27 protein-coding genes are annotated in these 25,787 nt (G+C 38.1%); 5 read left to right on the forward strand and 22 right to left on the reverse strand.

Features of this window, described 5'->3' with window-relative positions:
* The 15 genes from I6N95_RS03775 to I6N95_RS03845 all read right to left on the reverse strand — a co-directional run bounded on the left by I6N95_RS03775 (position 1) and on the right by I6N95_RS03845 (position 12,177).
* Positions 1-201 carry a hypothetical protein gene (locus tag I6N95_RS03775; protein ID WP_209525018.1) on the reverse strand — a complete coding sequence of 67 codons (201 nt, stop codon included), beginning with the start codon at positions 199-201 and terminating at the stop codon, positions 1-3.
* Complete coding sequence (locus tag I6N95_RS03780) at positions 198-368, reverse strand: hypothetical protein (protein ID WP_209525019.1); 171 nt, start codon at positions 366-368, stop codon at positions 198-200. Before I6N95_RS03780 ends, I6N95_RS03775 begins: the two co-directional genes overlap by 4 nt.
* A gap of 17 nt (positions 369-385) precedes the next feature.
* The gene (locus I6N95_RS03785) at positions 386-1,909 is read right to left on the reverse strand and encodes a LysM peptidoglycan-binding domain-containing protein (RefSeq protein WP_209525020.1); all 1,524 of its coding nucleotides are present in this window, start codon (positions 1,907-1,909) and stop codon (positions 386-388) included.
* 49 nt (positions 1,910-1,958) lie between these two features.
* Entirely contained in the window at positions 1,959-2,273 is a 315-nt protein-coding gene (locus I6N95_RS03790) for a recombinase family protein (RefSeq protein ID WP_209525021.1), read from the reverse strand.
* A 12-nt stretch (positions 2,274-2,285) separates the two neighbouring features.
* Positions 2,286-2,843, reverse strand: a complete 558-nt coding sequence (locus I6N95_RS03795) for a recombinase family protein (protein ID WP_209525022.1) — start codon at positions 2,841-2,843, stop codon at positions 2,286-2,288.
* 22 nt (positions 2,844-2,865) lie between these two features.
* Positions 2,866-3,582, reverse strand: coding sequence for a hypothetical protein (locus I6N95_RS03800; protein ID WP_209525023.1), 717 nt, complete (start codon positions 3,580-3,582; stop codon positions 2,866-2,868).
* A complete protein-coding gene (locus I6N95_RS03805; protein WP_209525024.1) occupies positions 3,579-3,929 on the reverse strand; it encodes a hypothetical protein in 351 nt (116 codons plus the stop codon). Before I6N95_RS03805 ends, I6N95_RS03800 begins: the two co-directional genes overlap by 4 nt.
* Positions 3,930-3,977: 48 nt before the next feature.
* Complete coding sequence (locus I6N95_RS03810; RefSeq protein WP_209525025.1) at positions 3,978-4,505, reverse strand: recombinase family protein; 528 nt, start codon at positions 4,503-4,505, stop codon at positions 3,978-3,980.
* Positions 4,506-4,577: 72 nt separating this feature from the next.
* Entirely contained in the window at positions 4,578-4,898 is a 321-nt protein-coding gene (locus tag I6N95_RS03815) for a hypothetical protein (RefSeq protein WP_209525026.1), read from the reverse strand.
* A 36-nt stretch (positions 4,899-4,934) separates the two neighbouring features.
* The gene (locus I6N95_RS03820) at positions 4,935-8,045 is read right to left on the reverse strand and encodes a hypothetical protein (RefSeq protein ID WP_209525027.1); all 3,111 of its coding nucleotides are present in this window, start codon (positions 8,043-8,045) and stop codon (positions 4,935-4,937) included.
* 18 nt (positions 8,046-8,063) lie between these two features.
* Positions 8,064-8,678: a hypothetical protein gene (locus tag I6N95_RS03825; protein ID WP_209525028.1), complete on the reverse strand. Its 615-nt coding sequence runs from the start codon at positions 8,676-8,678 to the stop codon at positions 8,064-8,066.
* Between the two features lie 22 nt (positions 8,679-8,700).
* Positions 8,701-9,507, reverse strand: coding sequence for a hypothetical protein (locus I6N95_RS03830; RefSeq protein ID WP_209525029.1), 807 nt, complete (start codon positions 9,505-9,507; stop codon positions 8,701-8,703).
* A gap of 27 nt (positions 9,508-9,534) precedes the next feature.
* Positions 9,535-10,233, reverse strand: coding sequence for a cell wall protein (locus I6N95_RS03835; protein WP_245249241.1), 699 nt, complete (start codon positions 10,231-10,233; stop codon positions 9,535-9,537).
* A 91-nt stretch (positions 10,234-10,324) separates the two neighbouring features.
* Positions 10,325-11,539 (reverse strand): hypothetical protein, encoded by a 1,215-nt coding sequence (locus I6N95_RS03840; RefSeq protein WP_209525030.1) that lies wholly within the window; start codon positions 11,537-11,539, stop codon positions 10,325-10,327.
* An 80-nt stretch (positions 11,540-11,619) separates the two neighbouring features.
* Positions 11,620-12,177 (reverse strand): signal peptidase I, encoded by a 558-nt coding sequence (locus I6N95_RS03845; protein ID WP_209525031.1) that lies wholly within the window; start codon positions 12,175-12,177, stop codon positions 11,620-11,622.
* 703 nt (positions 12,178-12,880) lie between these two features.
* Between I6N95_RS03845 and I6N95_RS03850 the strand changes: the two genes are divergently transcribed.
* Positions 12,881-13,474 (forward strand): recombinase family protein, encoded by a 594-nt coding sequence (locus tag I6N95_RS03850; protein WP_209525032.1) that lies wholly within the window; start codon positions 12,881-12,883, stop codon positions 13,472-13,474.
* Positions 13,475-13,712: 238 nt separating this feature from the next.
* Here the strand turns inward: I6N95_RS03850 and I6N95_RS03855 are convergent, their stop codons facing one another.
* Positions 13,713-14,483: a LytR/AlgR family response regulator transcription factor gene (locus I6N95_RS03855; protein WP_209525033.1), complete on the reverse strand. Its 771-nt coding sequence runs from the start codon at positions 14,481-14,483 to the stop codon at positions 13,713-13,715.
* A 545-nt stretch (positions 14,484-15,028) separates the two neighbouring features.
* Here I6N95_RS03855 and I6N95_RS03860 point away from each other — a divergent pair.
* Both I6N95_RS03860 and I6N95_RS03865 read left to right on the forward strand, forming a co-directional pair.
* Positions 15,029-15,955 carry an ATP-binding cassette domain-containing protein gene (locus I6N95_RS03860; RefSeq protein ID WP_209525034.1) on the forward strand — a complete coding sequence of 309 codons (927 nt, stop codon included), beginning with the start codon at positions 15,029-15,031 and terminating at the stop codon, positions 15,953-15,955.
* 1 nt (position 15,956) lies between these two features.
* Positions 15,957-16,712: a DUF2705 family protein gene (locus tag I6N95_RS03865; protein WP_209525035.1), complete on the forward strand. Its 756-nt coding sequence runs from the start codon at positions 15,957-15,959 to the stop codon at positions 16,710-16,712.
* Positions 16,713-16,763: 51 nt separating this feature from the next.
* Here the strand turns inward: I6N95_RS03865 and I6N95_RS03870 are convergent, their stop codons facing one another.
* The 6 genes from I6N95_RS03870 to I6N95_RS03895 all read right to left on the reverse strand — a co-directional run bounded on the left by I6N95_RS03870 (position 16,764) and on the right by I6N95_RS03895 (position 24,337).
* A complete protein-coding gene (locus I6N95_RS03870; RefSeq protein WP_209525036.1) occupies positions 16,764-17,651 on the reverse strand; it encodes a sensor histidine kinase in 888 nt (295 codons plus the stop codon).
* Positions 17,648-18,328: a response regulator transcription factor gene (locus tag I6N95_RS03875; RefSeq protein ID WP_209525037.1), complete on the reverse strand. Its 681-nt coding sequence runs from the start codon at positions 18,326-18,328 to the stop codon at positions 17,648-17,650. Before I6N95_RS03875 ends, I6N95_RS03870 begins: the two co-directional genes overlap by 4 nt.
* 1,072 nt (positions 18,329-19,400) lie before the next feature.
* Positions 19,401-20,771, reverse strand: a complete 1,371-nt coding sequence (locus tag I6N95_RS03880; protein WP_209525038.1) for a sensor histidine kinase — start codon at positions 20,769-20,771, stop codon at positions 19,401-19,403.
* 1,065 nt (positions 20,772-21,836) lie between these two features.
* Positions 21,837-22,520, reverse strand: coding sequence for a flavin reductase family protein (locus tag I6N95_RS03885; protein ID WP_209525039.1), 684 nt, complete (start codon positions 22,518-22,520; stop codon positions 21,837-21,839).
* A 59-nt stretch (positions 22,521-22,579) separates the two neighbouring features.
* Positions 22,580-23,491, reverse strand: coding sequence for a helix-turn-helix transcriptional regulator (locus tag I6N95_RS03890; protein ID WP_209525040.1), 912 nt, complete (start codon positions 23,489-23,491; stop codon positions 22,580-22,582).
* Between the two features lie 303 nt (positions 23,492-23,794).
* A complete protein-coding gene (locus I6N95_RS03895) occupies positions 23,795-24,337 on the reverse strand; it encodes a peptidoglycan-binding domain-containing protein (RefSeq protein ID WP_209525041.1) in 543 nt (180 codons plus the stop codon).
* Between the two features lie 603 nt (positions 24,338-24,940).
* On the opposite strand from I6N95_RS03895, the gene I6N95_RS03900 reads away from it, so the two are divergent.
* On the forward strand, positions 24,941-25,423 hold the full coding sequence (locus I6N95_RS03900) for a P-loop nucleotide/nucleoside kinase family protein (protein ID WP_209525042.1): 483 nt from the start codon (positions 24,941-24,943) through the stop codon (positions 25,421-25,423).
* Positions 25,424-25,527: 104 nt separating this feature from the next.
* Positions 25,528-25,734, forward strand: coding sequence for a hypothetical protein (locus I6N95_RS03905; RefSeq protein ID WP_209525043.1), 207 nt, complete (start codon positions 25,528-25,530; stop codon positions 25,732-25,734).
* Positions 25,735-25,787 lie beyond the last annotated feature (53 nt).

Here is a 25,787-nt window from a genome sequence, read left to right on the forward strand (position 1 = left end):
TTAATTACTCATATGACGGTAACTGACCACGACTCGGTTTAAATATTCTTCTGATTGCGCTTGATCTATTTGTTCACAATGGGTGATTTCTACTATACAGGCGTTTACTAGCTTCTGGCTAGCCTGCCCAATAAATTCGTACTCAAATAATTCCGAGCGGCATACATACCAGTCATTCACCTCAATCTCTTCTGAATTCATTTGGCCTCCTTATAAGGAGACGAAGGGGCATCTTGACTCAATAATCGTTTAACTCGCTTTAAAGTGGCATCCGTTTCTTTCTCAATCGCCTCTCTTGCCTCACATCTTAAGTTTTCTAGTTGTTCGGCAATGTCTAACGTTGTGCTTTGATTCTTCTCATTTCTCATTTCTTGTCTTCCTTTATTTAGGGTAGTCTTAAGGTTTGCCCGATGGTTAATTGCTCTGTTTGAAGGGCATTGGCTTGTTGAATCGCCATCACGTCCACCCCGTATCGTCTGGCAATACTGTATAAGGTGTCACCTTGGGTGACAATGTGCTGATTTTCTGGTACTTCCGAGGTACTAGGGAGGGCGACATCAGACACACTCTCTGATGAGCTCACTAGCTTCTGTGCCCCCTGAGGCAATGCCAGTGTTTCACCTGCGTAAATAGTGGGATCGGTTGATTGATTCACGGCTTGTAAGTCCGACACTGACACACCATAAACGGATGCGATCTGCTCGAGGGTCTCTCCACTCGTCACCACATGGGTTAGATCAGACTTGGCCACGTCTGGGAGCGGAATAGCACTCACCGACGCCTCATGAGCTGGCTGGCTGATCATCATCGGTGCCGCCGAAGAAAATGAGACCGTCTGACTCTCTTTCGGCTGAACACTTGAAGCAGCTCCTGTGAGTGGCAAAGGGGTTCTAGCCTTTGCATTTAGCGCTCCCCAGATAACCGTTAAAATTAGAAGACTCCCAAGGATCGCGCCTCCTACTCCCAATAACCAATAAGGGGAGGAAGAAGTTAGGGGCCTTGCCTGACGATGTCGGCGACTTACAGTTTCGGATTCCTCAGGTCTGTCGGCTGAGCCAGACACCTCTGGTATCTCTTCCTTTACCAATAAGGTTGCCGGTTCTATCTCACTTATTACTGATTCCTCTCCTTGGACAAGCTCGTCTGACTCGTCCATGTCTTCTACCTGTGTCTCATACCCCTCTTGCCAAAATTGGTGTTGCTGAGGCATCGACAAACGCTGAATCTGAAAGTAATAATCATAATATGACATTAAGACCTCGGTGATATCTCCATGTTTCTGTAATTGGCCAAATTCCAACCATACCACTTGGTCACAGTACCGATCAATTCGCTTAATGGTGTCCGTTTCAATCCAAATACTAGAGCCCAAGTTTTTCAACAGCTCCAGGCGCAAGAAAACCTTGATGTGGAAATCTTCTTTCACAGTCAATAAGGGTTCATTCAAATAGATCACTGAAGGGGCCACATGCAACAAGAGACTGATGGCTAACTGGGCCTTCTCTTCTTGACTATAGTGAGACAGTTTTTGTTGAAAACGATCCCCCAGTTCAGAAAACAACTGAATCGTTGCCAACAACTCTGGGAGTTTTTTCTTAGCGATTCCCCATTGCACTAGCTGCTGTTTCACATAGGCCTCTCCCGTTCGCTCATTGGCTTTACGGGGAGGTAATTCAAATTGACCAGGGTGCTCCGTCTGCCCTAACACCAGCCCTTCACTTGGTGTCAGCTCGTTTAATAAGAGTTTAGCTAAGGTGGTTTTGCCTGCCCCTTTCCCTCCAATAATTCCCACGATCTTGCCATAAGGTTGTGAAAAGGTCACACGGTCCAGGGCAGTCAAACGAGCCCCTGTCTCCTCTTTGGGGTAATAGTGGCTAATTCCCATTAGTTTCCATGTCATTGTTGTCATGTGTTCCCTCCTGATTATGCTTTCCCCTTTTGGCTATCATCCCTTACCCTTAAAGCAATCCGGCTGTTCGTTTGTAATAATTCAAGTGTAATTGTGTGCTCCAACTGATTACTTGTACTTCTTTCTGTCGCAATTGCGCGAGTGCTCTTGAGGTACTCACGGCATCGTTCCCAAACACCTGAAGACTGGCAATAATCACCCTGTCTTTCGGCTGTAATTTGGTCAGAAGCTGATCAAACGCATCGTGCTTCTTCAGGTTTGCCGATTCAATAAACAGCTCCTCACAGTGATAATCTGAGACAATTTTCAATTGATCATTGGTTGGTAGTGGTTGCCGACGCCGAACATATCCATAGATGGCCATGTTTCTTCCCCCTTACACAGACACGGTTTCTGGATCAAACTGATGAATGTATTTGTAAACACTCCCCAATGAGACGTCACATTCTGTGGCAATGCGTCTCATGGACCACTTTTGATCGTGATACAAGCTGCCAATTTGTTTGATCGTCTCCTCATCCAAGGTCGGTCGACCAATATTTTTCCCAATCTCTCGTGCCAATCGAATTTGTTGGCGAATGCGAACACTTTTGCACTCCGAAACCGTTGTGGCGACTAGCCCAAGGGTCTCATAAAAAGACGTGTCTACATGAGTATCCAACTGATCCTCAATGCTGATTAAGCGAATCCGTAATTCCCTCAGCTGAGCCACCACTTCAGATAATTGGGCAAGATTTTTACCAAACGCTTTAAGACTCATGACGACTAACGTGTCTTCTTCTACTAATTTGTCTACCAAGAGAGACCATTCGGTCTCCTCCTGAATCAGCGCTCCCTCAATAAACAATTCATCACAGTTGTAGGTCAAGATATGAGCCAATTGAGTCGATTCGTTCATTGGGAATCCTTTTCGTACATAACCATAAATTGCCATTCTTACCGCTCCTTTCTATCTATTAGTCTGATAAGGTATCAGAATACGTGAAATAAATAATCAACACCGTCATTACCCCACAAATCAACACCTGTAAAAAGACGTTGGCAGAGTAGCTTTGAGCCAGTTTCAAACTAATGACCGTCAACAGGAAGGTCCCGATTAACAATAGGGTCTGTTTGAGCTTGACGTATTCCTTACGGATGCGGACCACCGTTGACAAAGGCACTTGACTGTCTTTAGTGATCTGCCGCAGGGAACGTTTGGCCATGACTTGGCGAAACAAGTCCCAATACGCCCGTCTGAAATAAGGATCACGAGACAGAGGGCTGTATTGTTTTTTTTCAGCGCTTCGTTCTTTAGTAAACTTCGTGACGCGTATGCCATTCGATTGACTCTCTTGTTGATGCATCCACTGAAATAACTGACGCCAATCGGAAAGGTGCAACTGAGGGTAGTCCAAGACTTCTAGTTCCAACCTTAACCGTTTCAACTCTGCCACCAGCTCCAACCACACCTGATAATGGGGACTGACATGATTGAGGCCTAACACCACCACCGTGTCCCCAGGATGAGAATAATCCAACAAGGACAAGAGTTCCTTTTTCGATTGCCAGTCTTTCTTGCGGTGTTGGTAAGGCTCGATAAAAACATCGTCGCAAGAAGCGTCTAACAACCTGTCTCGTTCTGTTCTATCTGTTCCTTGACGCTGAGTGAGTTGACCGTATCCTATTCTCATAGCGTCCCCTCCTTACGTGGTTTCTCAGTATCCGTCAATGAAAAAGAACCAAATGGAGGGTAAGCCAAAACATCCTGTAGCTCCAGACATATGTCTGCCAGCTCTTTCATGTCCTGATAAACCGACTTAGGTAGGCGTACTCGTTTGCCCCACCGAAGGCGGCGTGCTTGTGAAAAGAGCTGATCCCCACCCTCTTCACTGATAAACTGACGGAGGATGCCTTGATACTTAAACTCATACCAACCATCAGGGGCTTTCCGTTGGTACTCTTGCCAAACCCAAGGCAATTCATTCACCCATTGCTTTAAACGGTCATACTCCTCATACGTAATCGTTTGTTTTTTCATCCTCCCTCGCCTCGTTATCCTTTCGTCTTGAGTCGCTACTTCCATCTGTTAACTCCCTGTCATTAATTTAATGTATTTATGAACAGTGCCTAACGACACATTGCATATCTCCGCTATTTCTCTTAGTGTTCGTTTTTCGGTTTGGTGCAACTGTTGAATCCGATCGACCACTTCTGGGGTAATACTCGGTCGACCACTCACCGATCCTCTAGCATGAGCTAATCGTAGCCCTTTAAGGGTTCGTCGACTGATAATTCGAATCTCTCCCTGTGCCACTTCCAACAATAAAGAGAGATAGGCTTCATCTGACATCATCGGTTTGTCAATAACGTGAACATGAACACCTTCCTCTTGAATGAAACCTAATACCGTGGCAAGCTGTGTTACTTGTAAGCCAATACTTTCCAAACTGACTACGATGATCTCATCCTTCTGATGAGCCATAACAAAGGCTTCAAAGACATCAAAATTATCTTCGTCATCTTGGAGAATCTTCACCTCATGACAGCCTGCTTGAGTTAGTCGACTGACTTCCGCCTCATCGTCTACTAGAGTGGTATATCCAACGATCGCCATTTCTATTCCTCTTTTCTCCTCATTCTTATTATGCCCCCAAGAGATTAATCACCTTGGGGACCATTGTTAGTTCTAAGTAATCACCTGTAGGTGATCCGCAGTGGCATGAAAGACGTGCTCTCCTTCTTCAAAGGAGAAGCCTCCTTTAAACGCAATAAAGTAAACTTCTGGTAACTCCAATTCATTAAAGGAGGCGCAAGAGAGCTGTTCGTCAATCAAGACGTCAATCTTTTCTAGTTGGTGACCTGTTAAAGCCACAGTGGCAGTGGTACCGACCCGTTGTTCAGTCTCATTATCATCTACTTGATACGTAGGAACTAACTTCACTAAAATGAATTTCCCACCATTCAAAATCATGTCATCAGTGAAGGTAATATCTTGTACAGTTAACATGGTTAACCTCCTAATAATAATTTGATCAATGCTTAACTAATTATTAATTATCTCATCATACTCATTTACTTGGTAACTCCAACTATATGGTCGAAGTTCTTCCTTCATGTTTTTAGTTGGCTTAATATAAATAGATACCCAAAACTCATTTACTTTCTCAGTAAAATCTATTTTTATTTCTTTCGTAACCGTTTCTGAAATAAATTGACTTGACTGACTATTATGAGAAACTAAGTTAGCGGTTGAAATATAACCGTCGTATTGATAATACTCAGGTATTTTATAGTCAACAATCAGTGAACCTGAATTGTAATTAAATCCCTCGAATCCTTCCAACTTAACAGTAGTATATGTTTGAGTAGGGATATCTTCTGTTGAAATAACATTGGCATTAATATTTTTATACTCGGTTAGTAAGTTTTCCGCTGTATAATCATACGTGATCGTAGTAAACCCTTCGATTGGAACAACTAAGCCATCGTTAGGTTCCAATACGACTTGGCGAATATTTAACACAATGTCCAAATACAAGGTCACATCTACCCGACCAGTAACTGATTTTCCAGCTGAATTTGTATAAGTAATTCCCTGAGGTAATACTTGTGGATACTCTCCATTATTAATGGCTAATAAGTTGCCAGCATTAACAGTGTAATCGATTAATGGCGAGTTCTTGTCAGCAATCAATTCTGGGACACCAGTATTTTGACTATTTTTCTTCTGATTGTAAACAACAACATCTGAATGATTGATAACTCTTCCTTTATCTTCAGCTGTTGATTCACTTGGGATTTTCAAACGATAATCCTGCCCGTAGAGAACCATTTTATTCTCCACACCGGTTTTATCATCGATAACAAATACCGTAATCTTCTTCACGACTTCTTTCCCATTCGCATATTTGTAAGTATAAGTTAGCGGAAAAGGCTTCGCTATATCAGTATTATTGATGGCGGCTAATTCAGTCTGATCGATCTCTATTTTCGTAGTTAAAGATTCATCTAACCCTGTAAGCAACCAAGCAGTCATTTCTGACATTTCTGCAGCTCCAAAAGGTTTCCAATTTCGTGGTTTTGTTTGGTCATACCAAAAGTCAGGGGCGTCGTTAATATGAATGACTACGTTATCTGCACCAATTGCAGCATCTGGATCAACTTCTGTGTGTTCATCTATCTTATTGACATTTCGTGAAGTAGAAGTTGCTTGCGATTTAGTATCTGTTATAAAATAAGTCACTAACTGTGGCCCACGTTTCTCTTTGTCAAACCCCAAAGCCTTCCAATCAATTGGAGTCGTTGGATCGGTATTAGTTGGGTAATTTATATCTAAAGGATTAACATTGATCCGTTTGTTTAACCAGCCTTGCGTTTTATTACCCAAATCGAAATCTAAATCGAAGCTATCGTGAACCTTTATTGCTGTATTTAGTGTAAAGTTCCCATTTCTTTCCCCAGTTATTAACCAATTTGAAGTTACAGCATTATTACCACTGCTTATTCCAGGATCATCAATGTCAACCATAATATAGCCAGGTGCTTTTATTAATGGTGAATAATCGTAATACGTATCTAGACCTCCGAAAAATGCATCTGATGTGAAATGCAAAGGATCTTTGGTAGCATATTTCCCTTGTGGTGCAACAGCATTAACATTGCTGACAAAACTACTGTTAAAGAAAGAGGTCCCAGATACTCCAACTTTGCCACCTTTAATGGCCATATCGTTAAATAGCAAGGTACCATCATTAGGATCAGAAATAGAACCGATACTTTCGATGTTTAAATCATCATCCATAAAGGCCACAAAAGCACCAGGGACGGTCATCCCTTTTTGCCTAAATTCCGAACTAATCGTCGATACGTTCCCGGCAGCCACATATTTAACAGATGGAACACTGGCATCAATGAATTGACTAATAATCATGCTAGTGTTGTATGGATATTCCTTAACAACAGTTGGAGCACCAACCTGACCACTTTTATACTCATAAATAAGCGTGTTTTCATTTTGGCTATTTGTTGGTCTATTAATAGAAATTACGCTTGTCTTGCTCTTATCTGAAATTAACTTCAATGGGGTGATGCTTCCTTCACCATTTCCGTTAGCCCATGTATAAATAGCGGAATTAGGTTTAAATATACCTGCTGAATCTAGTAAATATGTAGAGACAATGTGAGGTTGAATCGTATTAGTATTTACATATAAAGACTTTACCAATAAGGAGCCATCATCAAATTCTTGCAAAATTACAGGTTGATAGCTTGTCGAAGTTTGCCAAGCGTCCCATCCTCTACCGCCTAGCCCTAATTGAGCTAATGTTGGTTGTGTAATATTTCGAGTCGTTTTAGTAACAGTTTGACCAAGATTAGAAGGATCTGTTATATTGGTTGGATTTAAGATTGAAGAACCACTTGTAAAGCGATTGTTAGAATAAATATCTCCCAATACGCTCTTCATTTCATAATCTTTTCCTGTTAAACCAAGACTAGTTAATTCCCTGTTATTAATCCTGACCGTATTATCATTTGCTACTTCAATAAAATGTGCCCCATACTCATAGTTGGGAGCAACTGTTTTTATTGCGAATCCGTATCCTTGCATGAACATAGTATCTGACAATTGGATTGTGTCAAATGAGTATTGTTGATAATTTTTATTTGTTAAAACTGGTCTAACAAGCTCAGTTGTCAATGTTGCATTATTAGTCGCGTATTTCTTTAACACATCACCGTTCAGATTTAATATCGCAATATAAGAAGCTCCAACCACCCCTCTATCTCGACTTCCGTAAAATGCAATATAGCGATTATTCGGCAAATTAAATATCTCTGTTCCCGAATCATTAAAAGCTGTGCTGTACCCGTTAATATTCAATTTTGAAGCATACAACAATCGTTTCGTATTTTGTACATAATTATCAAAAGTTGCGGGTAGCGATTCTATCTTGTTAGTAGAATCAAATGGAACTGAATATGAATAAGACTCATTTTCATCTATTACAATAGGTGGGTCGACCCCCTCACTTCCGGGCTTAGCTTCTAATTTTTCCAAACTTGTCTTCGACTGTCCGAGAATTAACAGACATCCAATTAGTCCTATAATGAGACTAGTCGTTAATATTCCAATAACTTTTCTCTTTTTCTTCATTCTCTTCCCCCTTCTCCTTTATGGATCAATTAAAGAGGTGAGTATCCCATCAATTGATTGCAAATTTGGTTGAGCGTTTGTTGGTTGAATACCTTGCCACCATGCATCTAAATATGAATTTGCGACGGTATTAATCGCTTCAACCTTCACAACTAATATAAGCTTGGCATCTTCATAAGTTTCATCAATCTCGGTACTATTCAGCCTCCAACTATTGTACAAAATTTGAGTTTCATTACCTTTCACCTTGTTAGTTAGATAAAAATAGCCGTCCTCTCCTTCAGTCCAAGAAACTGCCAAATCACCATCAGCTACTAATTGCTTACCAACCTTTGCCTCAAGATAAACCCCTCTTGAAGTAATAATTGTCGGCTGAATCATGGCTCTCAAAAAAACGGACTCAGTTGTGATATTTTTTATTTTTACTTCATAAGGATTTACCGTATCAGTAACAATATTAGACAAGTTTTCACCAGTATCTTCGACCATGATTTCAACATTTCCTACTTCTTCTATAAATGTATCCTGATTCACTGACATTGGAGACGCAATTAAACTATGAGCAGCCTTTGTCGACATCATCAAAATAAGGGTTAAAAGAAATAATAATAGAACACGTTGTTTTTTTTTCACTCTTAAATTCCTCCCCATCTGCTTAAATCAAGTAATCATTAAATAAATGATAAGCCAAATCTGCTGGAGAAAGCCCCATCAATTCTAATGATGTCTCTGTTATGGAGTACCCCTCCGCTTTCACTTCTAATCCATAAAATGCATTTTTCATTAAATTGGGAGTATCAGGTATTGAAACTATATTCTCCACTAGAATGCTTGTGCTCTCATTTGGTTTCACAATATCCGAATAGTAAAAATAACCATCCTCATATAACCAATACCCTGTTCCACCTCCTACAATAGTTGTCACATTAGGTTGTGTTAATTCTATGTATTGAAACAACATATTTTCTCTTGCTAAATCACTTAGTAAAAATGTATTCGTCTGTTTAATATCCCCCTTATAAAATACATTTGAAGATACTTTATAAGTTTTTCCAGATAACCATGTCACGATCTCATCTTTTTTTATTTCAGGAGCCTCTGCAGTATTAAATTTTTTTACATTGCCATTCCCAATTCTATCTCGAGTATCTATTTGAAAAGTTAGCAAGACTTCTTCCAGTGAAACTCTGACAAAGCCAGGGCTAGTGGACACATTACGAACTGTGATATTTTTTTCAGCCTCTGTCGCAGGAGAAATGAGGGTCGTTGTTTGATCTCCCTCTACTTTTATGGCTACTTTATTTGTCTTCACCCGATTAATTCGCTCATCAGCCATTGTAATCCAAGCATAAGTACTTCCAATCACAACTACAAAGGCATAAAAAATCGTAAGGATCAAAAAACTTTTTTTAAATGTTTTTTTCTTTACTTTCTTATGGTTGCTTCTTCTCTTTTTCTTCACGGCTTCTTCACCTCCCTATCATTGCACCTATCTACCTTGCTCTCGTCTTTTCTGCTTCCACAACAATAAAGCAATTAAAATCAACAGGAACCCGACTAACACTTTATAAATTAAGTTACGCCACTCCTCACCTGTTTGTGGCAACCTGAGAAGAGGAGGCTTTTTGTTATCTGGTTTTGGTTTTTCTATGGGCTTGTCGTCTCTAGTAGCAATAAATTGCCATTCGTATTTGAGCTCACTTTCTTTTTCATAACTATCAGCCTTTAAGTCTTTTGCCACTTTAAACGTCGCTTTTAGCACACGATCCGTGCCAAAACGATACGTTCCCAGTGCTAAAGACGTCTTCGTCCAATCAAAGGAACCGTTCCCTAATAATGGCCCTTGGTAAATTTCCTTCCCCTCAAGCTCCAGCTTAACTGTTACCTGCTGATTAAAATCAATGTCCCCGTTGCTTGATATTTTCTTTACCCGTAGACCTATATCAAAAGGGTCCTTTTCATCCATGCTTCGTATGGTAATCTCTTTTGTATACACGTCTCCAGGTAACACATTCGGCATATCTATAAAGTATTCCCCTTCTTTAGATACTGTTAACCCTGAATCATCGGCAATAACCAACCCCGGCGGTAAAGTTGCTGCGCTGACGGACGTCACGCCTACAAAGAGCGTTCCCGCCATTAAGACGAGTCCTAACAATAGATGGTACAACAGTCTCTCTTTCTTCATGTTATTCCCCTTCTTTTACAGTTTAAAGGAAACATTTCTAGCCCTTTAAAGGTTAGAAATGTTTGCCTCGTTTTAATCAACTGACACTGGCTTATAAACCACCGGCTGTAACTAATTGGTTATAAACTTTAGTTGTTTGAGAACCTGGCACTGCTGTATTCATGCCCCAACCGGCTGCATCTGTTAGCGCTTCTTTGGTTACTTGAATAGCTTCCATGGCCACAATCAAATCATAGGTGATGTTTTTGTATGGATCGCCACCGTCAGTTCCATAACTTAAATTTTTCAATAGATCTTCTGTGGTTGCTCCACCAACTAAGGTGCTTGTCCAGTAGAAGAACCCATCTTCTGAGTTATACACCCATTTGTCTCCAATTAAAGCGCCAGCAATGTCAATCATGTCCACGCCATACTCGATTTTAAGCGCATCTTTCCCTAACGCCACTTTATCTGCTTGAATCCCTTTAATATCACCATTGGCAACTGGAATCAAATCAGTGGTTGTCGCAGGCGTAATTGGTGTACCAGCTAAAGCTGTGTAATCAGCAGCAACACCGTAACGCGTGATCGGTCCTTGCCCTAACAAGACATTAGTGCCTGCCCAGTCAAATCCAACCGTTGTATAGCCTCCAACATAAACAAAGTATTTAGGAGCTGTGACGGTATACGTCCAGTTTGCAGCAACGGTACCATCTGTATTCCCACCAGTAACCTCGACCGTGCCCTCAACTTTTTGGAATTTATATTTGGTTGGATCTGTTGTGTCATAAGCAAAAGCAATGGCGTAATCAAGAGCCGTATTCACGATATTCGTTGCTGGATCTTTTCTAGCTGACCCTTTTGCCCATAAGGTCACATTTGTTGGCAAGCCTGTTACTTGTGCGGCTGGAATGGCAGTATAACCGTCTTTCCCAACCCCAATATCAGTGGCCACTTTACTTGGAACAAAGTCTACAGGGACATCAGGCGCATCCGCCGCCGCCCAAGGTGCCGCAGTAGCTGTTTCAACACCTAAACTTACCAAGTGTGTCAAGACTTCTTCATAAGATACCCGCACAAAAACAGGGGCCGTCCCAGTATTGGTTACAGAGACTTCCTTTTTCGCTACCATGCCTGGTGTAATTTCCCCTGGGTTATCCCAGTTCTCATTCAGTACCGTATCACCCGCAACAGCTGTTTTTACCCGGTTAATCCGTTCGTCATTATACGTTACCCATGCAAATGTTCCTGCTAACAAGGTGACCAGCCCAAAAGCGGCTGCTAACCCCATCATCTTTTTCCTATTTTTGTTTTTTACCTTCTTCATGGAAAAAAACCTCCTATGTTTTTATTTATATATGAACTTTTAATCCAAGGAATTAAAAGTATATATTGAGTTAATTCCGTCTAACGATAGTCTTTCGAACGATCCTCAAACAAGTAATACCTTAAGACTAATAAGAAACCAATCAGCCCTAATACAAAAGTTAAGCAAATCCATAAGTTGGCCCGCACAAAGTCTGCAATAAATCCTACATTTGGAATGGTAAATACTTTTTTACCGACCACACGCTCACTAGCAATCGGCGGATCATCGGCGTTATTGGCATCCCCTCGCGTTACTAGGAAATCACCTTCTTCACCATTTAGTTCGCTCATCTTCTCAACCACTCTATGGGTTAAAAATTTGTCACCAGAATCTCCAACCAAAAATGTCACAATGTCACCAACTTGAGCTTGCTTGCCTTCGATGGACTGCACGACTATCATGTCTCCTGAACGAAACCCACCTGGCGGTGAGTCTTTCTTGGCTACCATTGAATCAGTTAATACCGTATAAAAGCGATAACCAAAATAACTTTTATTTGAGTCACGATTGAGAGCAAAGAGGGTCGCACTTGCAATAAGCGTGATCACTATAATGTAATAAAAGAGATTAAATCCTCCTTTTACAATGGTGAACACTACCGATTTCTTTGGTGGCGGAGGAGAGACTCTTCTAGCAGAGTCAGATCGCCTTCTCTTTCGGGGGCGTGAGCCATCACGATAATGCGCTGTTTCTCGAACTTCCCGTTGATAGGGGCGGGCTGCCATTTTTTCATAATGAGAAGTTCTTCGTTTTCTTTTATCTGGTTTCATCTTCTCATGTAGCTAGAAACGATCTTGCTACGTCTGACTCCCTCCAATCATCTATTCATCATCTGATAACATGTTATCAGCGCCATTTCCTACTGTTCACTTAGAGTCACTCTGTTCTATAAAAAAGACACGCTTGTCTCATTTCTTGTAGTCATCCTTATGACTACAAGTTCAATTTACAGAATGTCATTCTCCCACTTTAGCGTGTAAGCGTTACGTAAGTTTTAATAAAACTATAGTCAGATATAAACGCAACTATTTGTGTGTTTATCAAAAAAGACATGACGCTAAATCGCGTCATGTCGCTGTTTCTATTTTTAGATTTTCGTTAAAATTTCTCTTTTTTAAGTTTTAAAAAAACTATAGTTTATTATAAAGATAGTGGGTTGTCAATAAAAATTTTCACATCTTTTTATGAACATCCTAATTATACGTACTTCTCTTTTATTAACTGTATTTGTTTAAACGGTTTTCTTAAAAGGGACACTAAACAGACAATAGATTATAATCTAACTTTGGAGGTTAACCAGTGGCAATTATTGGGTATATGCGGGTCAGTACACCCCAACAAAAATTTGATTCACAAGAACGAGCGCTACATCAATACGGTGTAGACGTCATTTATAAGGAACACATTAGCGGATTAAGTACCGAGCGAGGGGAGTTAGACAAAGCTTTAGCCAGTTTAAGGTCAGGAGATACCTTTGTCATTTTCAAGCTTGATCGTTTAGCTCGAGGAACGAAACACCTTCTGACCTTAATGGAGCATTTTGACGAGCAAGGGATTCATTTTGTCAGCATTCAAAACAACATTGATACTACCACCGCCATGGGGCGCTTCTTTTTCACGGTAATGGGAGCTTTTTCAGAAATGGAAACGGAAATCATTCGGGAACGAGTCAAAGCTGGTCTTGAGGCAGCTAGGCACAAAGGAACTCCTCTTGGGAGACCTACAATGGAAAAGCAAGGGGAACAAGCCATTGAGTTATATCAGTCTAGTGAGCTCAGTGTGTCAGAAATCGCCATTCAATGTAATATCTCGGTCCCAACTATTTACAATTACTTACGACAATACAACATACCAAAAAAGCAGCCACATCAAAGAAGATCAATGATTAGCTAGTTCCTTGATAAACTCTTTATGCCTAGGTCTAAATAAACTCCTCCTTCAAGACTCGTAATAATTATTAAATTTTTGAAAGACACAAGGGAGAGTTTATTTAGATGAAATATCGAGATCCGAATATTGTCTAAGAGCTTGTAATAGTACAGCAATCATTTCGATTTATGGTATCAATTTGGCTCATTATATGGCTTACATCTAACAGACGTTAAGTTCTTATAGTGTCATACATACTTCTTTAATCTACTAATTCTTTGGATTGGTGCATCAATTTGTTTAATGCGGCTCGTAATTCTTTCTTTTTAGCCCTAGCTACTTCGCATATGATCCCTCCCTGTAAAAATACTAGTCTCTCCTTGAAATCAACTGACTTCACTTTCTTTAGATGAAGTAAATATGAACGATGAGCGCGAAAGAACCCCTTTCCTAGCTCTTCTCCAATTTTGTCGATGCCACCAAAAAATTCCAATGATTGAGTATGTGTATGGAGCAAGACACGATGAGTTGAATGAACCGTTTCAACGAGAATGATGTCGTCTACCGGTACATGGTGGACAGCTGAAAAAATCTCCACCGTATAATAATGACGGTCATCGGTTAATTCAGATGACAATCGAGTCACTACGCTATCTAGGCACTCTTTAATCTGCTTTACAAAGTAAAAAGCCTCATCCTTTACAATGTAATCCATAGCCTCAACTCGATGTTTAAACGTTTCAAAGGCCAATTCATCATGAGTCGTCACATAAATGATGAACCCACGTGGATCATACTGCCTGATTACCTTTCCCAAACTAAACCCATCATAATCATCATCTTGTAAGTCAATATCTAAAAAATAAATACGACGAGCGGGTTTCTTCGAAATGAAACTTAAAACCTCACTAGGATACGCTGTGGCTAACTCTATTTCAATATCGTACTGAGACATCATGATATACTTCTCAATTTCTGAGACTAATCGTTGACGAAAGATTGTCTGGTCTTCACAAATTATTAATTGAACCATTCATAAACTCCTCCCTTTTTCTCTATAGGTAATTTATTATAACCAGTTCTCTCACAACAAACAATCTGTCATCTACATTTTAGGCTTCTGAAAAAAAAATTCAGTCATATCATTCACCGTTCATAAAATACCTCTTTAACTATATATTTCATCTTGCTAAATCCTACTGATGAAACCACCAATTGTCTTTTTGAGATTACCTTACTTCATTTTTCCTTCTCATTGTGATGTCAGATTTTGCACATCATCTAAAAACTGATTAGCAATAGTCTGAAAACTAGATTGTTTGCTTAAACTTAATATGTTGCACGACTAAAAGTGAGTGTTTCAGGCAAAATAATATCACCTTAGCTGTTAACACGCTGTTTTATATCAATCAAAATGACCTATTATTGATGTAGACAGACAAAACATGATTAACTGATTCCTTTGAAAAACTATCCATGACAATAATTTATTGAGTTAAGAAAGAGTTAAGATTTACTTAATAGCACACTTAAGAACTGATTGATAAAGTAAGTATATCGAAAGAGGAGGAACAACTGATGAATGAAAGTATATTAGTAATGAATAGTGTTGCAAAAAAATTTGGTAAGGAAGAAGCATTAAAAAATATTTCATTAACGGTCCATAAGGGAGATATATATGGACTTATTGGACGAAATGGTGCAGGGAAAACAACCATTATGAAACTTATAACGGATCTATCCAAGGAATCATCTGGCGGAGAGATTAGCCTACTAGGAACAACAAAAGGGACGAGCGGTTATCAAAAAAGTCTTCAGCGGACAGGCGCAGTAATTGAGAGTCCAGTTGCTTTTAACAAATTGACTGCATATCAAAATATGAAGATCATTTGTATTCAAAAAGGGATTCACAATTTTTCAGTTATTGAAGAAACACTAGAATTTGTTAATCTCGCTCAAACAGGGAAGAAAAAATTCAAAAATTTTTCCTTAGGAATGAAACAACGCTTAGGAATTGCGATGGCATTGGTAAATAATCCTGATTTCTTAATTTTAGATGAACCCATAAATGGTTTAGACCCTATTGCCATTATTGAATTTCGCGAAATTTTGGAAAGAATTAATCGAGAAAGAAATACAACTATTTTTATTTCAAGTCATATTTTAACTGAATTGTACCAAGTTTCCAATCGTTTTGGTTTTATCAACGATGGTCAAATGATTCAAGAACTTTCAAAAGAAGAATTTGATGAATTAGTAACTGAGGCAATTGTAGTTGATGTTGAAAATCCAAAGGCTGCTGTCGTTGTGTTAAAAGAAAATCAATTCAAAAACATCGAAGTGATAGGAGAAAATAAAATTCGGATACTGGACAAACATACTCCAGTAAAAGATATTAATAAATTACTGGTACAAAATGATATTTTGGTAAATCAAATTCAAAAACAAGAAAATAGTCTAGAAAATTACTTTACAAATTTAATTAAAGACGCAGGAGGACAATAAAATGATTCGATTAATGAAAGCAGATTTTTACCGAGTGTGGCATACAAAAGGATTTTTAGCAACCATCGGTTTGGTAATCGCCTTTGCTGTAATGATTGTGGCAACAGAATCCAGTGGAGGAATAGGTGTCGACACAGCTCTTCCTAATCTACAGGGAGGAAGTTTGAAAAATTCCATTTTTCTGGCCGTTTTCTCCAGTAGCATGCTTTTGTATTTATTGATTGGTGTATTTGTTATTATTATTGGGTATGAGTTTTCTCAAAAAAATTATAAAAATTCGTTAACTGCAGGTGTCAGCCGATTCCAGTTTATTCTATCGAAGTATCTTAGCGAAGTTATTTACCTTTCAACGTTTGTCTTACTTTATTTTACAGCTGCTATGGTTACAGGAATTGTCAAATTCGGTGGGACACAAAATAACTTGGCCTCCTTCTTACTGGAAACATTACTTTTGGCAGTTGCGATTGGATTAATTATCAGTGTAATTTTCTGTATGGCCACTGTTTTATTGGTTGCTACAGGAAGTACTATTATTCCAACTGTTTTTATTGTTATCTACCCTATTCTTTTACAAATTATTGCTGTTCTTACAAAATGGAATTTTTTAAAGTATTTCGATTTTCTGAATTTTGTCCAACTTTTAGGAAGGCAAGAATTGTCTGGAGAACAACTTATTCCTTACGTAGTCACTGGTGTTTCGGTAACCATCGTCTCACTGATTGCTAGCACGTTAATTATTCGTAATAAAGAGTTATAAAAAAAAACAGAACCTTGTTCGACTTTAAGTCAAAACAATGGTTCTGTTTTTTTATTTTTCTGCTCGAATTGGAAAAATGAGCTGAACTTGAAAAATATGATTTTCTACATCTAGAGACACTTCTCCATTAAGAAGTTCCGCCAATTCCTTAATGATAGTCAGACCGAGCCCTGTACTTCTATTCTGTCTGGAAGCATCATTGGTGACAAACCGATTTAAAAGTTGGTCTTTGTCTTGTAGTTCATGCTCGGTTTCATTTTTTATTTGTAGTTGAATAGTATTTCCAACTTTTTCTCCCTTGACAGACGCAGAACCAGAACCGTGCTTCAAAATATTTCCTAACAGGTTTTGAAAAATTCGCTTAACAATTGTGGCATCCGAAATTATTTGGAGATTCTCTTCCAAATCAAAAGTCAAATTCATTTTTTTCGATTGAAAATTTTCATAATATAAAAAAGCTTCTTCTTGAAAAAGTTGAGTTAAGTTAATCATTTCTAATTCAAGTTCTAATTTTTTTTCATGGATCAAATTGTACTCCATCAAATAATTGACATAATTTTCAATCGTGAGTAAGCTCGTATCAATCTTTTTTAACGTTTCTTTTGTTTCAGACTGCGCCTCTCGAAGCAACAATTGAATATAACCAGAGGAGATCGTTAAAGGTGTTTTTAAATCATGAGAGAGATTACTAATAGATTGATGGAACTGCTTTTCATTTTGCCAGCTGGCACGATAGGCTTTTTTATTATTTATTATAAGCTGGTTATTGTAATCTAAGAGACGCTTTATAAAGCGGTTTTTAGACGTAGACACCAGCTCAGCATTGGTATCCTGATGGTTAATATAGTGCAATTGCTTAATTATTTGGTTGAGATCTAATAGCAAAAAAACAAGGTATCCTAGTAGAAGACAGACTAATGATAAAAGAAGTAGTATCATATGTTCTCCTTTGCTAAACGAATCCCCATTCCCCAAACGGTTTCAATATACTCATTTTCAGGGTCGACCTGCTTCAATTTTTTTCTTAAGTTACTGAGGTGAACATTTAATGTGTTTTCACCACCTAAATAAGGCTCTTCCCATACCTTTGTGTAAAGATTTTCCTTTGAAAATATTTTTGTGGGATGACTGAGTAAAAGATCAATCAACTGGTATTCTTTACGAGATGTTTCTAAAGTTCTCCCGTTCACTTCAATCTCATAAAACTCTTCAATCAAACTTAAATTTTTATAAGTCATCCTTTTTTCATTTGAATTGACAGGTTGATTACGAAACTGTACTTCAATTCGAGCTTCCAGTTCATCAAAATTAAACGGTTTAGAAACATAATCGTTGGCACCAGCTTTTAGCAAGGCCACTGTCCTTTCTTTTTCACTAATAGCAGTCATGATAATCACAGGTGTTTGAGATTGTGAACGAATCTCTTTCAAAACTAACTCACCATCTTTACCTGGTAACATGAGATCTAATAAGATCAAATCATAAGAACTATTGCTTCCTAATATGGCCCCTTCCGTTCCCGTGTGAACGATAGTGAGCTGGACGCGATCTTGAAAATAATCTCTTAAAAGCTGACAAATGTTTTCATCATCTTCAATGATCAATATTCGTTTCATTCTCAACTTAAACCTCCTTAAAAAAACTTTGGTATTCATAGTTTACTTTAGTTCTATGGGAAAAGGAAGAGGATAGATAATATAGTTCAAGTTTTCCCCTATTGTGTTCCTAAAAAAGGCTAATAGAGCCTTTATCATGTCCCACACCCCAAAACTTTTAAGATGATCCCTTAGCTCCTGACGCTATTTCCATGCGTTCTAACATCTTGGAAAAAACCAATAAACGCCTCTATATTGTAGCCATTTTAGGAAATCATCAAATTACCGTTTGAGCTAATTTTCTTACTGTTAAGGAGATGACGCACTTTTCATAATTAATAAGACTTATAATTAGCCCATTAAGCAAAGGAGTGATTTTATGAAAGAAAAGAGTCTCTTTACTCAACCTGTTAAAGTTCTTATGATTACTTGGCTAATCGTAACTATCGCTGTCCTAGTAATTATTTGGGTAATGACTAACCGCACTCAACATAAATCAAAAAACACATTTCATTAAGGCGTAGACTCGCCTTTTTTGCTATTTTTTCGTCCTGTTTCAAATTTTTATGCAATAAAATATTTTTCAGATAGTAATAATGGTCACTAGTTTTTTCTTTGCAAAAAGTCTACTTCCTTTTCTTCTCTTGCCTACTTTCATCAAAAAAATTTTTTATTGCTTGTTTCTGATGCATTTCTATTTGACGATTAATAGATCGTTGATGGTCATAACTAATACTAATCAAACTGATATGATATACAAATGAGCTTCCTGAAAAATTGAGAAACCATTCCGAGAGTCCCCATTTCGTTAACTGATGGCTAGCTATTAAACAATAACCTCCGATAAGCAACAACCAACAAATGGTCAACGTAATTGTCAAAATAAAGGCTAATTCCTTTGAAAGACTCCAAGGACTTCCTAAAAAACTCATTGTCATTAACCCTATTGAGACACCTCCAACTATAAATAGACCTGTCATTTACTTCACCATGTTCCTTTCTTCTCACTAATTTACCATTAGCGTAACAGAAGGCAGAGAGAATCTTGTCTTAGTAGCCTAAACAGTCTCATACACTACCTGAACCGTCTTTTCTAAACTGAGTTAATTCTCAAAATCTGGGTAAATTGGTGTTCATCACAGTGTGTCTCTTTTAATACATTCGAATACTTTTCTATCGTTCGTTGGTAGCTATACAAGCCGAGGCCTCGTCCTTCTCCTTTTGTTGAGTACCCTTCTTGCCAAATTTGCTGCAACACTGGCCGCTCCCGTACTTTGTTTTTCACAATGATTGACACATTGTCCTCTTCTTGAGATATAACCACCGTCACCTCTTTCTGCAAGCTACTAGATATTGCTTCCATCGCATTGTCCAAGAGTATTCCCAAACAACGTAACAAATCAGTTGTCTCCATATTGATTGCGGTAACTGGTGTCACCACTTCCAGTTGACAATTGATGGTTAACTTCTCCATTTCTACTAATTTCATCAACAGTAATCCTTTCAATTCTACTATTTGAATTTTACTCAAATAGGTCGACTGCTTCAGACTTTCCCCTATTTGGCTATCAAACTGGTTCACAGTCTTCTCAAGGTAGTCTTTAATTCCCGAAATGTCTCCGTCCTGAACTTGTAGAATCAAGCCCGATAAAATATTTTTGTAATCATGGCGCATCACCCGCATATCTCGTTGCATCTTCTCCAGATTTTGAATGTAATAGTTTTGTTGCAACACAATATTTTCCTGAAGGCGACGTTGTTTCACTTGAAATAGAATGTAACTAGAAATACTTATAAGTAGTCCTGAAACAAACACATCAATGACAAAGAGTACGGTAAAGAGGGTCACTTGCTCCTTTAGAGAGTAAAACTTAGCCTCACTCGTAAATAACATATTACTTGCTAGCAAGTACTGTGTGAGTGAGATTAACACTAAGTTAACTAGTACCACCATAGCAATCAGGCCTTCGACTACTTGATTCGTGACAATCTTTTGCAATAATTTATATAAATTGTACCGCTTTAAAACCCCATAATACATAACTAGTTGTAAAACCAATGTCATGAAACTCGTAAAAAGATAAAATACAAGACCGCTGTCAGCGATAAACAACAAGAGATCTCCAAGATAGCTTAAGCCATAATACACAATCATATTAAGGCTTGATGCAAGCCATAGCTGGAACCGTTCTTGCTTATCTCCACGCCCCTTCCCAAAACTCCAGGCAATAATGGCAATTCCTAGCCCATTTATTAAGAATGAAGAGACAAACATAACCCCTCCATTCAACGGAACAGCAACCATTAATAAATAAGTCCCCCACATTAAACTGGCTCCAATTAGCTTATTCCTTCGACTTGATTTCTTTCTGGTCATCACTTCTGTACTCATTATTAGCACATACTGAGACCCCCATATCGACGTAAACATGATAATCAACATGGCAATTCCCCATAACGTCATAATTATCCCCCTTTTAAGATGTCATCCCCATCTTATACAGTTATTTCTAAATTTCGTTCAAACCCACCCATAAACTTTTTTATCCCTTGTCGTCTTTCAGATTATATTTTAAAAAAATAGATCACCTTCTTTTTTTACTATGGTAAAAATGAACAAAAGTACTAAAAGAATTCTCCAATTTAGTTGATGGCACCAGAAAATTCACAATGCTGTAATACCACTTGTCTGTTAAACTGATGATAAGTGTTGTTCGAAAGCACCTAATTCTCAGAAATTGTTAATTGAAGTTCCTTTATTATACCAATCCCTTGATATCAATCAAGTTGTCTTTTCTATTGATGAAACAATAATTGAAAACTCTTAGTCAAAAAGCGATAATGAAATTTTTTTCTCACCACCTCATCTTGTGTCAAATGGGATTCACGTCGATATTTTCTTAATAAATTTCTTAATCAGTATTGCGTATCTGATATCTGAATATTCTAATTTATCGCTCCCTAGAAGACGGACAAAATGGTCAATACTTACCTGACAAGTGATGATTTCCAGAATTTATCAGTCATTTAATCTTTAACCAAATGCGATAATGACAGTTTAACAGATCATATCGGTACTAAGGAGCTTAACTAACACTCTGCTGAATCAAACCGTTGATCCATAAAGTCGTGACTCATCTCGCAGCAGCTCAGAGCTTCTTCGCAAACCGCATGCAATAAGATGCTTAAGGTTGTTTGAAATCAAGCTGTTTACTGTAATAATCGTAGTTTATGATAACTATTTGAGCTTCTGTCAATAAGTCTTTTATCCTTATTGGTCATGGTCGTGGGTAAGTCATCCACAGCCAGTAGGTTTTTGTCTTTGAAAAGCATGAACTATACAGAGTCTAACTCTTCGCTACGCAAGTATAATATACTATATTATTAAGCGACTCTAATTTTAGCTTTAATTTAACGCCAAAAAGCACCCTGTCCCGATTGACAAAGCTGCTTTATTTGGAAAAAAACCCGAATAAATATTAATCACTCACATCATTTGGCGAATTGAAAACAAAGGCGACTTTCAGGCCTATTCTGTAATCCAAGGAATTGGATTGCCTTGCGCCAATATTCCTGGTCCAAAAGGCGTTATTTCTCCTGTTTCCGGATTGGTTGGTTGATCTACATAAAATAAATAACCGTCCTTTCCGTATCTGCCCAGTTTGGTTTGGTCGTAGTGTTCACTATCCATAGAAATATTGACGGCTCTCAATCCAATCGCCACTTCTTTGCTGCCTTCGAAAAGCTCTTGTTCCCATAAATAGTCACATTCTATATTCAAAAAACATTCTTTGATTTGGGGTGCATTAACTTTTTCTGCTTTTTCAACCGTTAAACCAGAAGCGGTGATTTCATCTGTTTCAAACTGATTATGACCAATTGTTTTTGCACATCGGTCATAAATATCGTTTGAGGGGAAATTCAGAACGCAGACCTTTGTTTCTTTCAGTGATTGATACATGTGTCCGTCTTTATTGACTTTCCCCAAGATACAGATAAAGTTGTCAATGCCACTTCCCATAAAGCTAGACCAAGAGTGCAAACAAGCATTTTCTTTCCCATTCGATTTCCAGCCTGTAACGACGAACACCACTGATGGCATACCTGTCACAAAATCATACCATGATAAATTACCACAATACGCCATGTATTGCTCAATCTCATATCCGGCAAGTTTCTCTGGTCTATCAAAAACAGCAATTTTCTTTTTCATAATGAATTCCTCCTTTTTTATCCATAGTAACAAACATAATACGACACCAGTATGTCGTATTACTTATATTGCGCCAATATACTTTTGGCATTTAGGCAAATTTCATCGATTAACTCAGGAGGTTCTAAAACCTTTACAGTATTTCCATAACTTAGTACCCATTGAAGTAAGTAACCACCATTAGTGAAGACGTTTTCAAATGATAACTTACCAGACTGTTTATCAAAGGTTATACATTCTGGGCCATATTCATCAATCAATCGATATTTGACACTCGTGTCAAAAAGAGCTACTAACTTGATATCATCATGCCACATATCTTGGTCAAAATTAAGTTCATTTTCTGGAATAGCTCTTGCTTCATAGCTTATTTTTAGCTTTTGCAATTTGCTTAGACGATTTAATTTGAAAAGTCTATAAGCTTGTTTATGATGGCAGTATCCGTAAACATACCAGCCAAACCACCTAAATATAATGAAATAGGGTTCTATTGTACGTTCACTTTCGCCTTTTTCAGAATAGTATTGGAACAAAATCAGTTCTCGATTATTAATAGCCAGTTTTATCAAGTCTATTTTTTCAGTTAGACTCTCTTGATAAAATGACGCTAAATCAATAATAATGCTGTTTTGATCGGAGAAGACCGTATTTTTTTCATGAGCGAATTTCTCCCTCAGGCTTTGGGTATAAGACTGCTTTGAAACACTATCTAGGCCCTTAAGTCCCGTAAAAATTGCACTCATTTCTTTTTGTGTCAGGATTGTTTTGTCGATTTTATACCCTTCTACAATAGAAAGGCCACCTTCATAACCGCGCATGGATACAATCGGAATGCCAGCATTGCATAGGCTATCAATGTCGCGTTGAATAGTCCGACACGAAACTTCAAATCGGTCTGCTAGTTGTGAAAGTGTTACTTTTTCCTTTTGTAAAAGGATTGTTATGATACCGATTAGCCGGTCTATTTTCATATGCTCACCTCTATATCATTATAACATAGGGATAGGACATGGATTTATCTCGTTCTTTTCGATATTTTTGGCTTTTTTGCAAAACAGCAAGTAGGGTATTGCTTGAAGCATTGTACCATCAAGTTCTTTATATATTCTACTTTAAAACTAGAATAGGGCCATGATCAGTTAGTTACGGATCATGGCCCTATTAGTTTTATCATTCTAGCCGAAACGTGGAAACTAAAATGTTTTTCGGCAGTCTCCAAACGTTAGGAGTACGTACTTTTGCTTATTTTTAGTTAAATATCTATTTAACACTTATCAACGTATGTAAGGACTCAATCTAGAAAATGTGGTGGTATCAAGGTAACCAGTTTGTGGCAACCCTTTAGCTCTTTGAAAACATATTAAAGCACGCGTTGTCTCATAACCAGCTATCCCATCTCGAACAAGATACTTACTATAAGCAATGTTGGGTTGAAAATTTCTAAAATAATTTAGAGCACCTTGAATGGCATAGACACCATAATTATTCGCTCCCATAACATTATAAAGTTTTAGTTTACCCCAAGTGGTTTTTCCGCATAAACCGTCTGGGTTCAATCCGTTTCTCATTTGAAAGTTTGTAATAGCGGCTCTAGTGTCTCGCCCGTTGATGCCATCTAACCCGATTTGTTTGTGGGTACGATTCAAGTGGTAAATATTAACTGCTCTTTGAATGTCGACTACGTTAACACCTGCATAATAAGCTGCTTCGGCAGTTTCTGCCCCCATCAGTTTTTGTCCAATTGGCGTGATACCTGTGACAGTACCAAATACCATAATAGTAGCGAAGCCCATCAATATCTTTTTTAAATAATTCATGAAAATCTCTCCTTTAAAGTTTGTATTTAACGACGTTTTAAGTTACCTAATAAAAATAGTCTTACCAGTTGTTTCTATGAGCCTACGTTGCAAACTTGTTCAGCTCCCATCCACTCTTGCCCAACAGAAGCAATTCCTGTAGTGGCGGCAACTGTCACCATAGTAGCCACCCAAACACCCCTTTTTTAAACGAATTCATGTAACCCCTCCTTCATCTTTTGATAAATTAACTTTACCAACATATATCAAAAAAGAGAATAGGATGATACGTTAAATACTTTTAAAGATACACAAAATGCAATAATGTAGATAAAACCTTTCGAAATGTCTGTTGGCGCAAATACCTATGGAAATTCCTGCATTATTCTGTTCCATGGCTATCGTTTGAAAGGAATTTTTCGCGGTATATCTTTTTATGCTGGAATCTCCGCCAACCTTGGAAGACCAAGATAGACTGAAAAGCCAAACAGCTTGCCAGTTTTCAACTTTTTCTCAAGGCTCTCTAAAATGAAGGGTTATGGTGAGTGTTTGATATTTTGTAACATTAGATTTCCTTTTTCTTTATTGGTATACTATTTGATAATAGAGAGAGGATGAAACTTTATGAATACTGTCATGTTAATGTGTGGGGTTAGTGGTGCCGGTAAGACGACTTTTTCGAAAGAAAAAGAAAAGGAAGGATACATCAGATTAGCCATCGATGAACTCATCTGGGAAGATTATGGTGTCTATGGTATCGACTACAAGCCTGAAGAGTATGAAAAAGTATCGGCCTTATCCTCAGCAAAGATGAGAGAACTGACGGTTAAGTATGTGCAGGAGGGAAAGAATGTTATCGTTGATTCTAGTTTTTGGGCAAAAAGCCATCGAGACAGTTATCGTGAACTACTAGCAGACTATGACGTAGATATTCTAGTAATTTACCTGAAGGCCGATTACGCCACACTTGAAAAACGGTTGGAGATTCGCAATCAAACTCAGACAGCTAATTCAGCTTTTCCAATTACTGAAGATATCCTTAAACGCTTTTACTCAGGATTTGAAGAACCCATAAATGAGAATGAACTTGTTATCATTCAAAATTAACAAATAAAGGGGTCGCTCATTTAGAATGCGCCCTAACTATTCAACACGTAAATGCTGATATCAGAGCGTATCCTAATTTAACTGTTAACGAGAGGAGAAATAACATGATAGAGATCAATATTTTATTAAATCAGACAGACAAAGATGATCAGCCCATGATCACATCCTTAGCTCAAAGAATCAAGTTGCCGCTAATTCCCAGAATTGATGAATTAATTGTCTTCAAAAATAATGTCTATTTAGTTGTGGGCATCATGAATGTGATTGAAGGTGAAGATGTTATTGTAAACTTAACTGTCATAAAAAAATAATGAAGTTATTTGCCTCCTGAAACCCTTGATGCACCGGCTAATGTACCAGTTCT

The organism is Vagococcus allomyrinae (assembly GCF_017829975.1).
Classification (GTDB): domain Bacteria; phylum Bacillota; class Bacilli; order Lactobacillales; family Vagococcaceae; genus Vagococcus_D; species Vagococcus_D allomyrinae.

Coding starts and splice junctions, on each gene's coding strand:
- I6N95_RS03775 (WP_209525018.1), bottom strand. CDS start 201: ATGAATTCAGAAGAGATTGAGGTGAATGACTGGTATGTATGCCGCTCG.
- I6N95_RS03780 (WP_209525019.1), bottom strand. CDS start 368: ATGAGAAATGAGAAGAATCAAAGCACAACGTTAGACATTGCCGAACAA.
- I6N95_RS03785 (WP_209525020.1), bottom strand. CDS start 1,909: ATGACAACAATGACATGGAAACTAATGGGAATTAGCCACTATTACCCC.
- I6N95_RS03790 (WP_209525021.1), bottom strand. CDS start 2,273: ATGGCCATCTATGGATATGTTCGGCGTCGGCAACCACTACCAACCAAT.
- I6N95_RS03795 (WP_209525022.1), bottom strand. CDS start 2,843: ATGGCAATTTATGGTTATGTACGAAAAGGATTCCCAATGAACGAATCG.
- I6N95_RS03800 (WP_209525023.1), bottom strand. CDS start 3,582: ATGAGAATAGGATACGGTCAACTCACTCAGCGTCAAGGAACAGATAGA.
- I6N95_RS03805 (WP_209525024.1), bottom strand. CDS start 3,929: ATGAAAAAACAAACGATTACGTATGAGGAGTATGACCGTTTAAAGCAA.
- I6N95_RS03810 (WP_209525025.1), bottom strand. CDS start 4,505: ATGGCGATCGTTGGATATACCACTCTAGTAGACGATGAGGCGGAAGTC.
- I6N95_RS03815 (WP_209525026.1), bottom strand. CDS start 4,898: ATGTTAACTGTACAAGATATTACCTTCACTGATGACATGATTTTGAAT.
- I6N95_RS03820 (WP_209525027.1), bottom strand. CDS start 8,045: ATGAAGAAAAAGAGAAAAGTTATTGGAATATTAACGACTAGTCTCATT.
- I6N95_RS03835 (WP_245249241.1), bottom strand. CDS start 10,233: ATGAAGAAAGAGAGACTGTTGTACCATCTATTGTTAGGACTCGTCTTA.
- I6N95_RS03840 (WP_209525030.1), bottom strand. CDS start 11,539: ATGAAGAAGGTAAAAAACAAAAATAGGAAAAAGATGATGGGGTTAGCA.
- I6N95_RS03855 (WP_209525033.1), bottom strand. CDS start 14,483: ATGGTTCAATTAATAATTTGTGAAGACCAGACAATCTTTCGTCAACGA.
- I6N95_RS03860 (WP_209525034.1), top strand. CDS start 15,029: ATGAATGAAAGTATATTAGTAATGAATAGTGTTGCAAAAAAATTTGGT.
- I6N95_RS03865 (WP_209525035.1), top strand. CDS start 15,957: ATGATTCGATTAATGAAAGCAGATTTTTACCGAGTGTGGCATACAAAA.
- I6N95_RS03870 (WP_209525036.1), bottom strand. CDS start 17,651: ATGATACTACTTCTTTTATCATTAGTCTGTCTTCTACTAGGATACCTT.
- I6N95_RS03875 (WP_209525037.1), bottom strand. CDS start 18,328: ATGAAACGAATATTGATCATTGAAGATGATGAAAACATTTGTCAGCTT.
- I6N95_RS03880 (WP_209525038.1), bottom strand. CDS start 20,771: ATGACGTTATGGGGAATTGCCATGTTGATTATCATGTTTACGTCGATA.
- I6N95_RS03885 (WP_209525039.1), bottom strand. CDS start 22,520: ATGAAAAAGAAAATTGCTGTTTTTGATAGACCAGAGAAACTTGCCGGA.
- I6N95_RS03890 (WP_209525040.1), bottom strand. CDS start 23,491: ATGAAAATAGACCGGCTAATCGGTATCATAACAATCCTTTTACAAAAG.
- I6N95_RS03895 (WP_209525041.1), bottom strand. CDS start 24,337: ATGAATTATTTAAAAAAGATATTGATGGGCTTCGCTACTATTATGGTA.
- I6N95_RS03900 (WP_209525042.1), top strand. CDS start 24,941: ATGAATACTGTCATGTTAATGTGTGGGGTTAGTGGTGCCGGTAAGACG.
- I6N95_RS03905 (WP_209525043.1), top strand. CDS start 25,528: ATGATAGAGATCAATATTTTATTAAATCAGACAGACAAAGATGATCAG.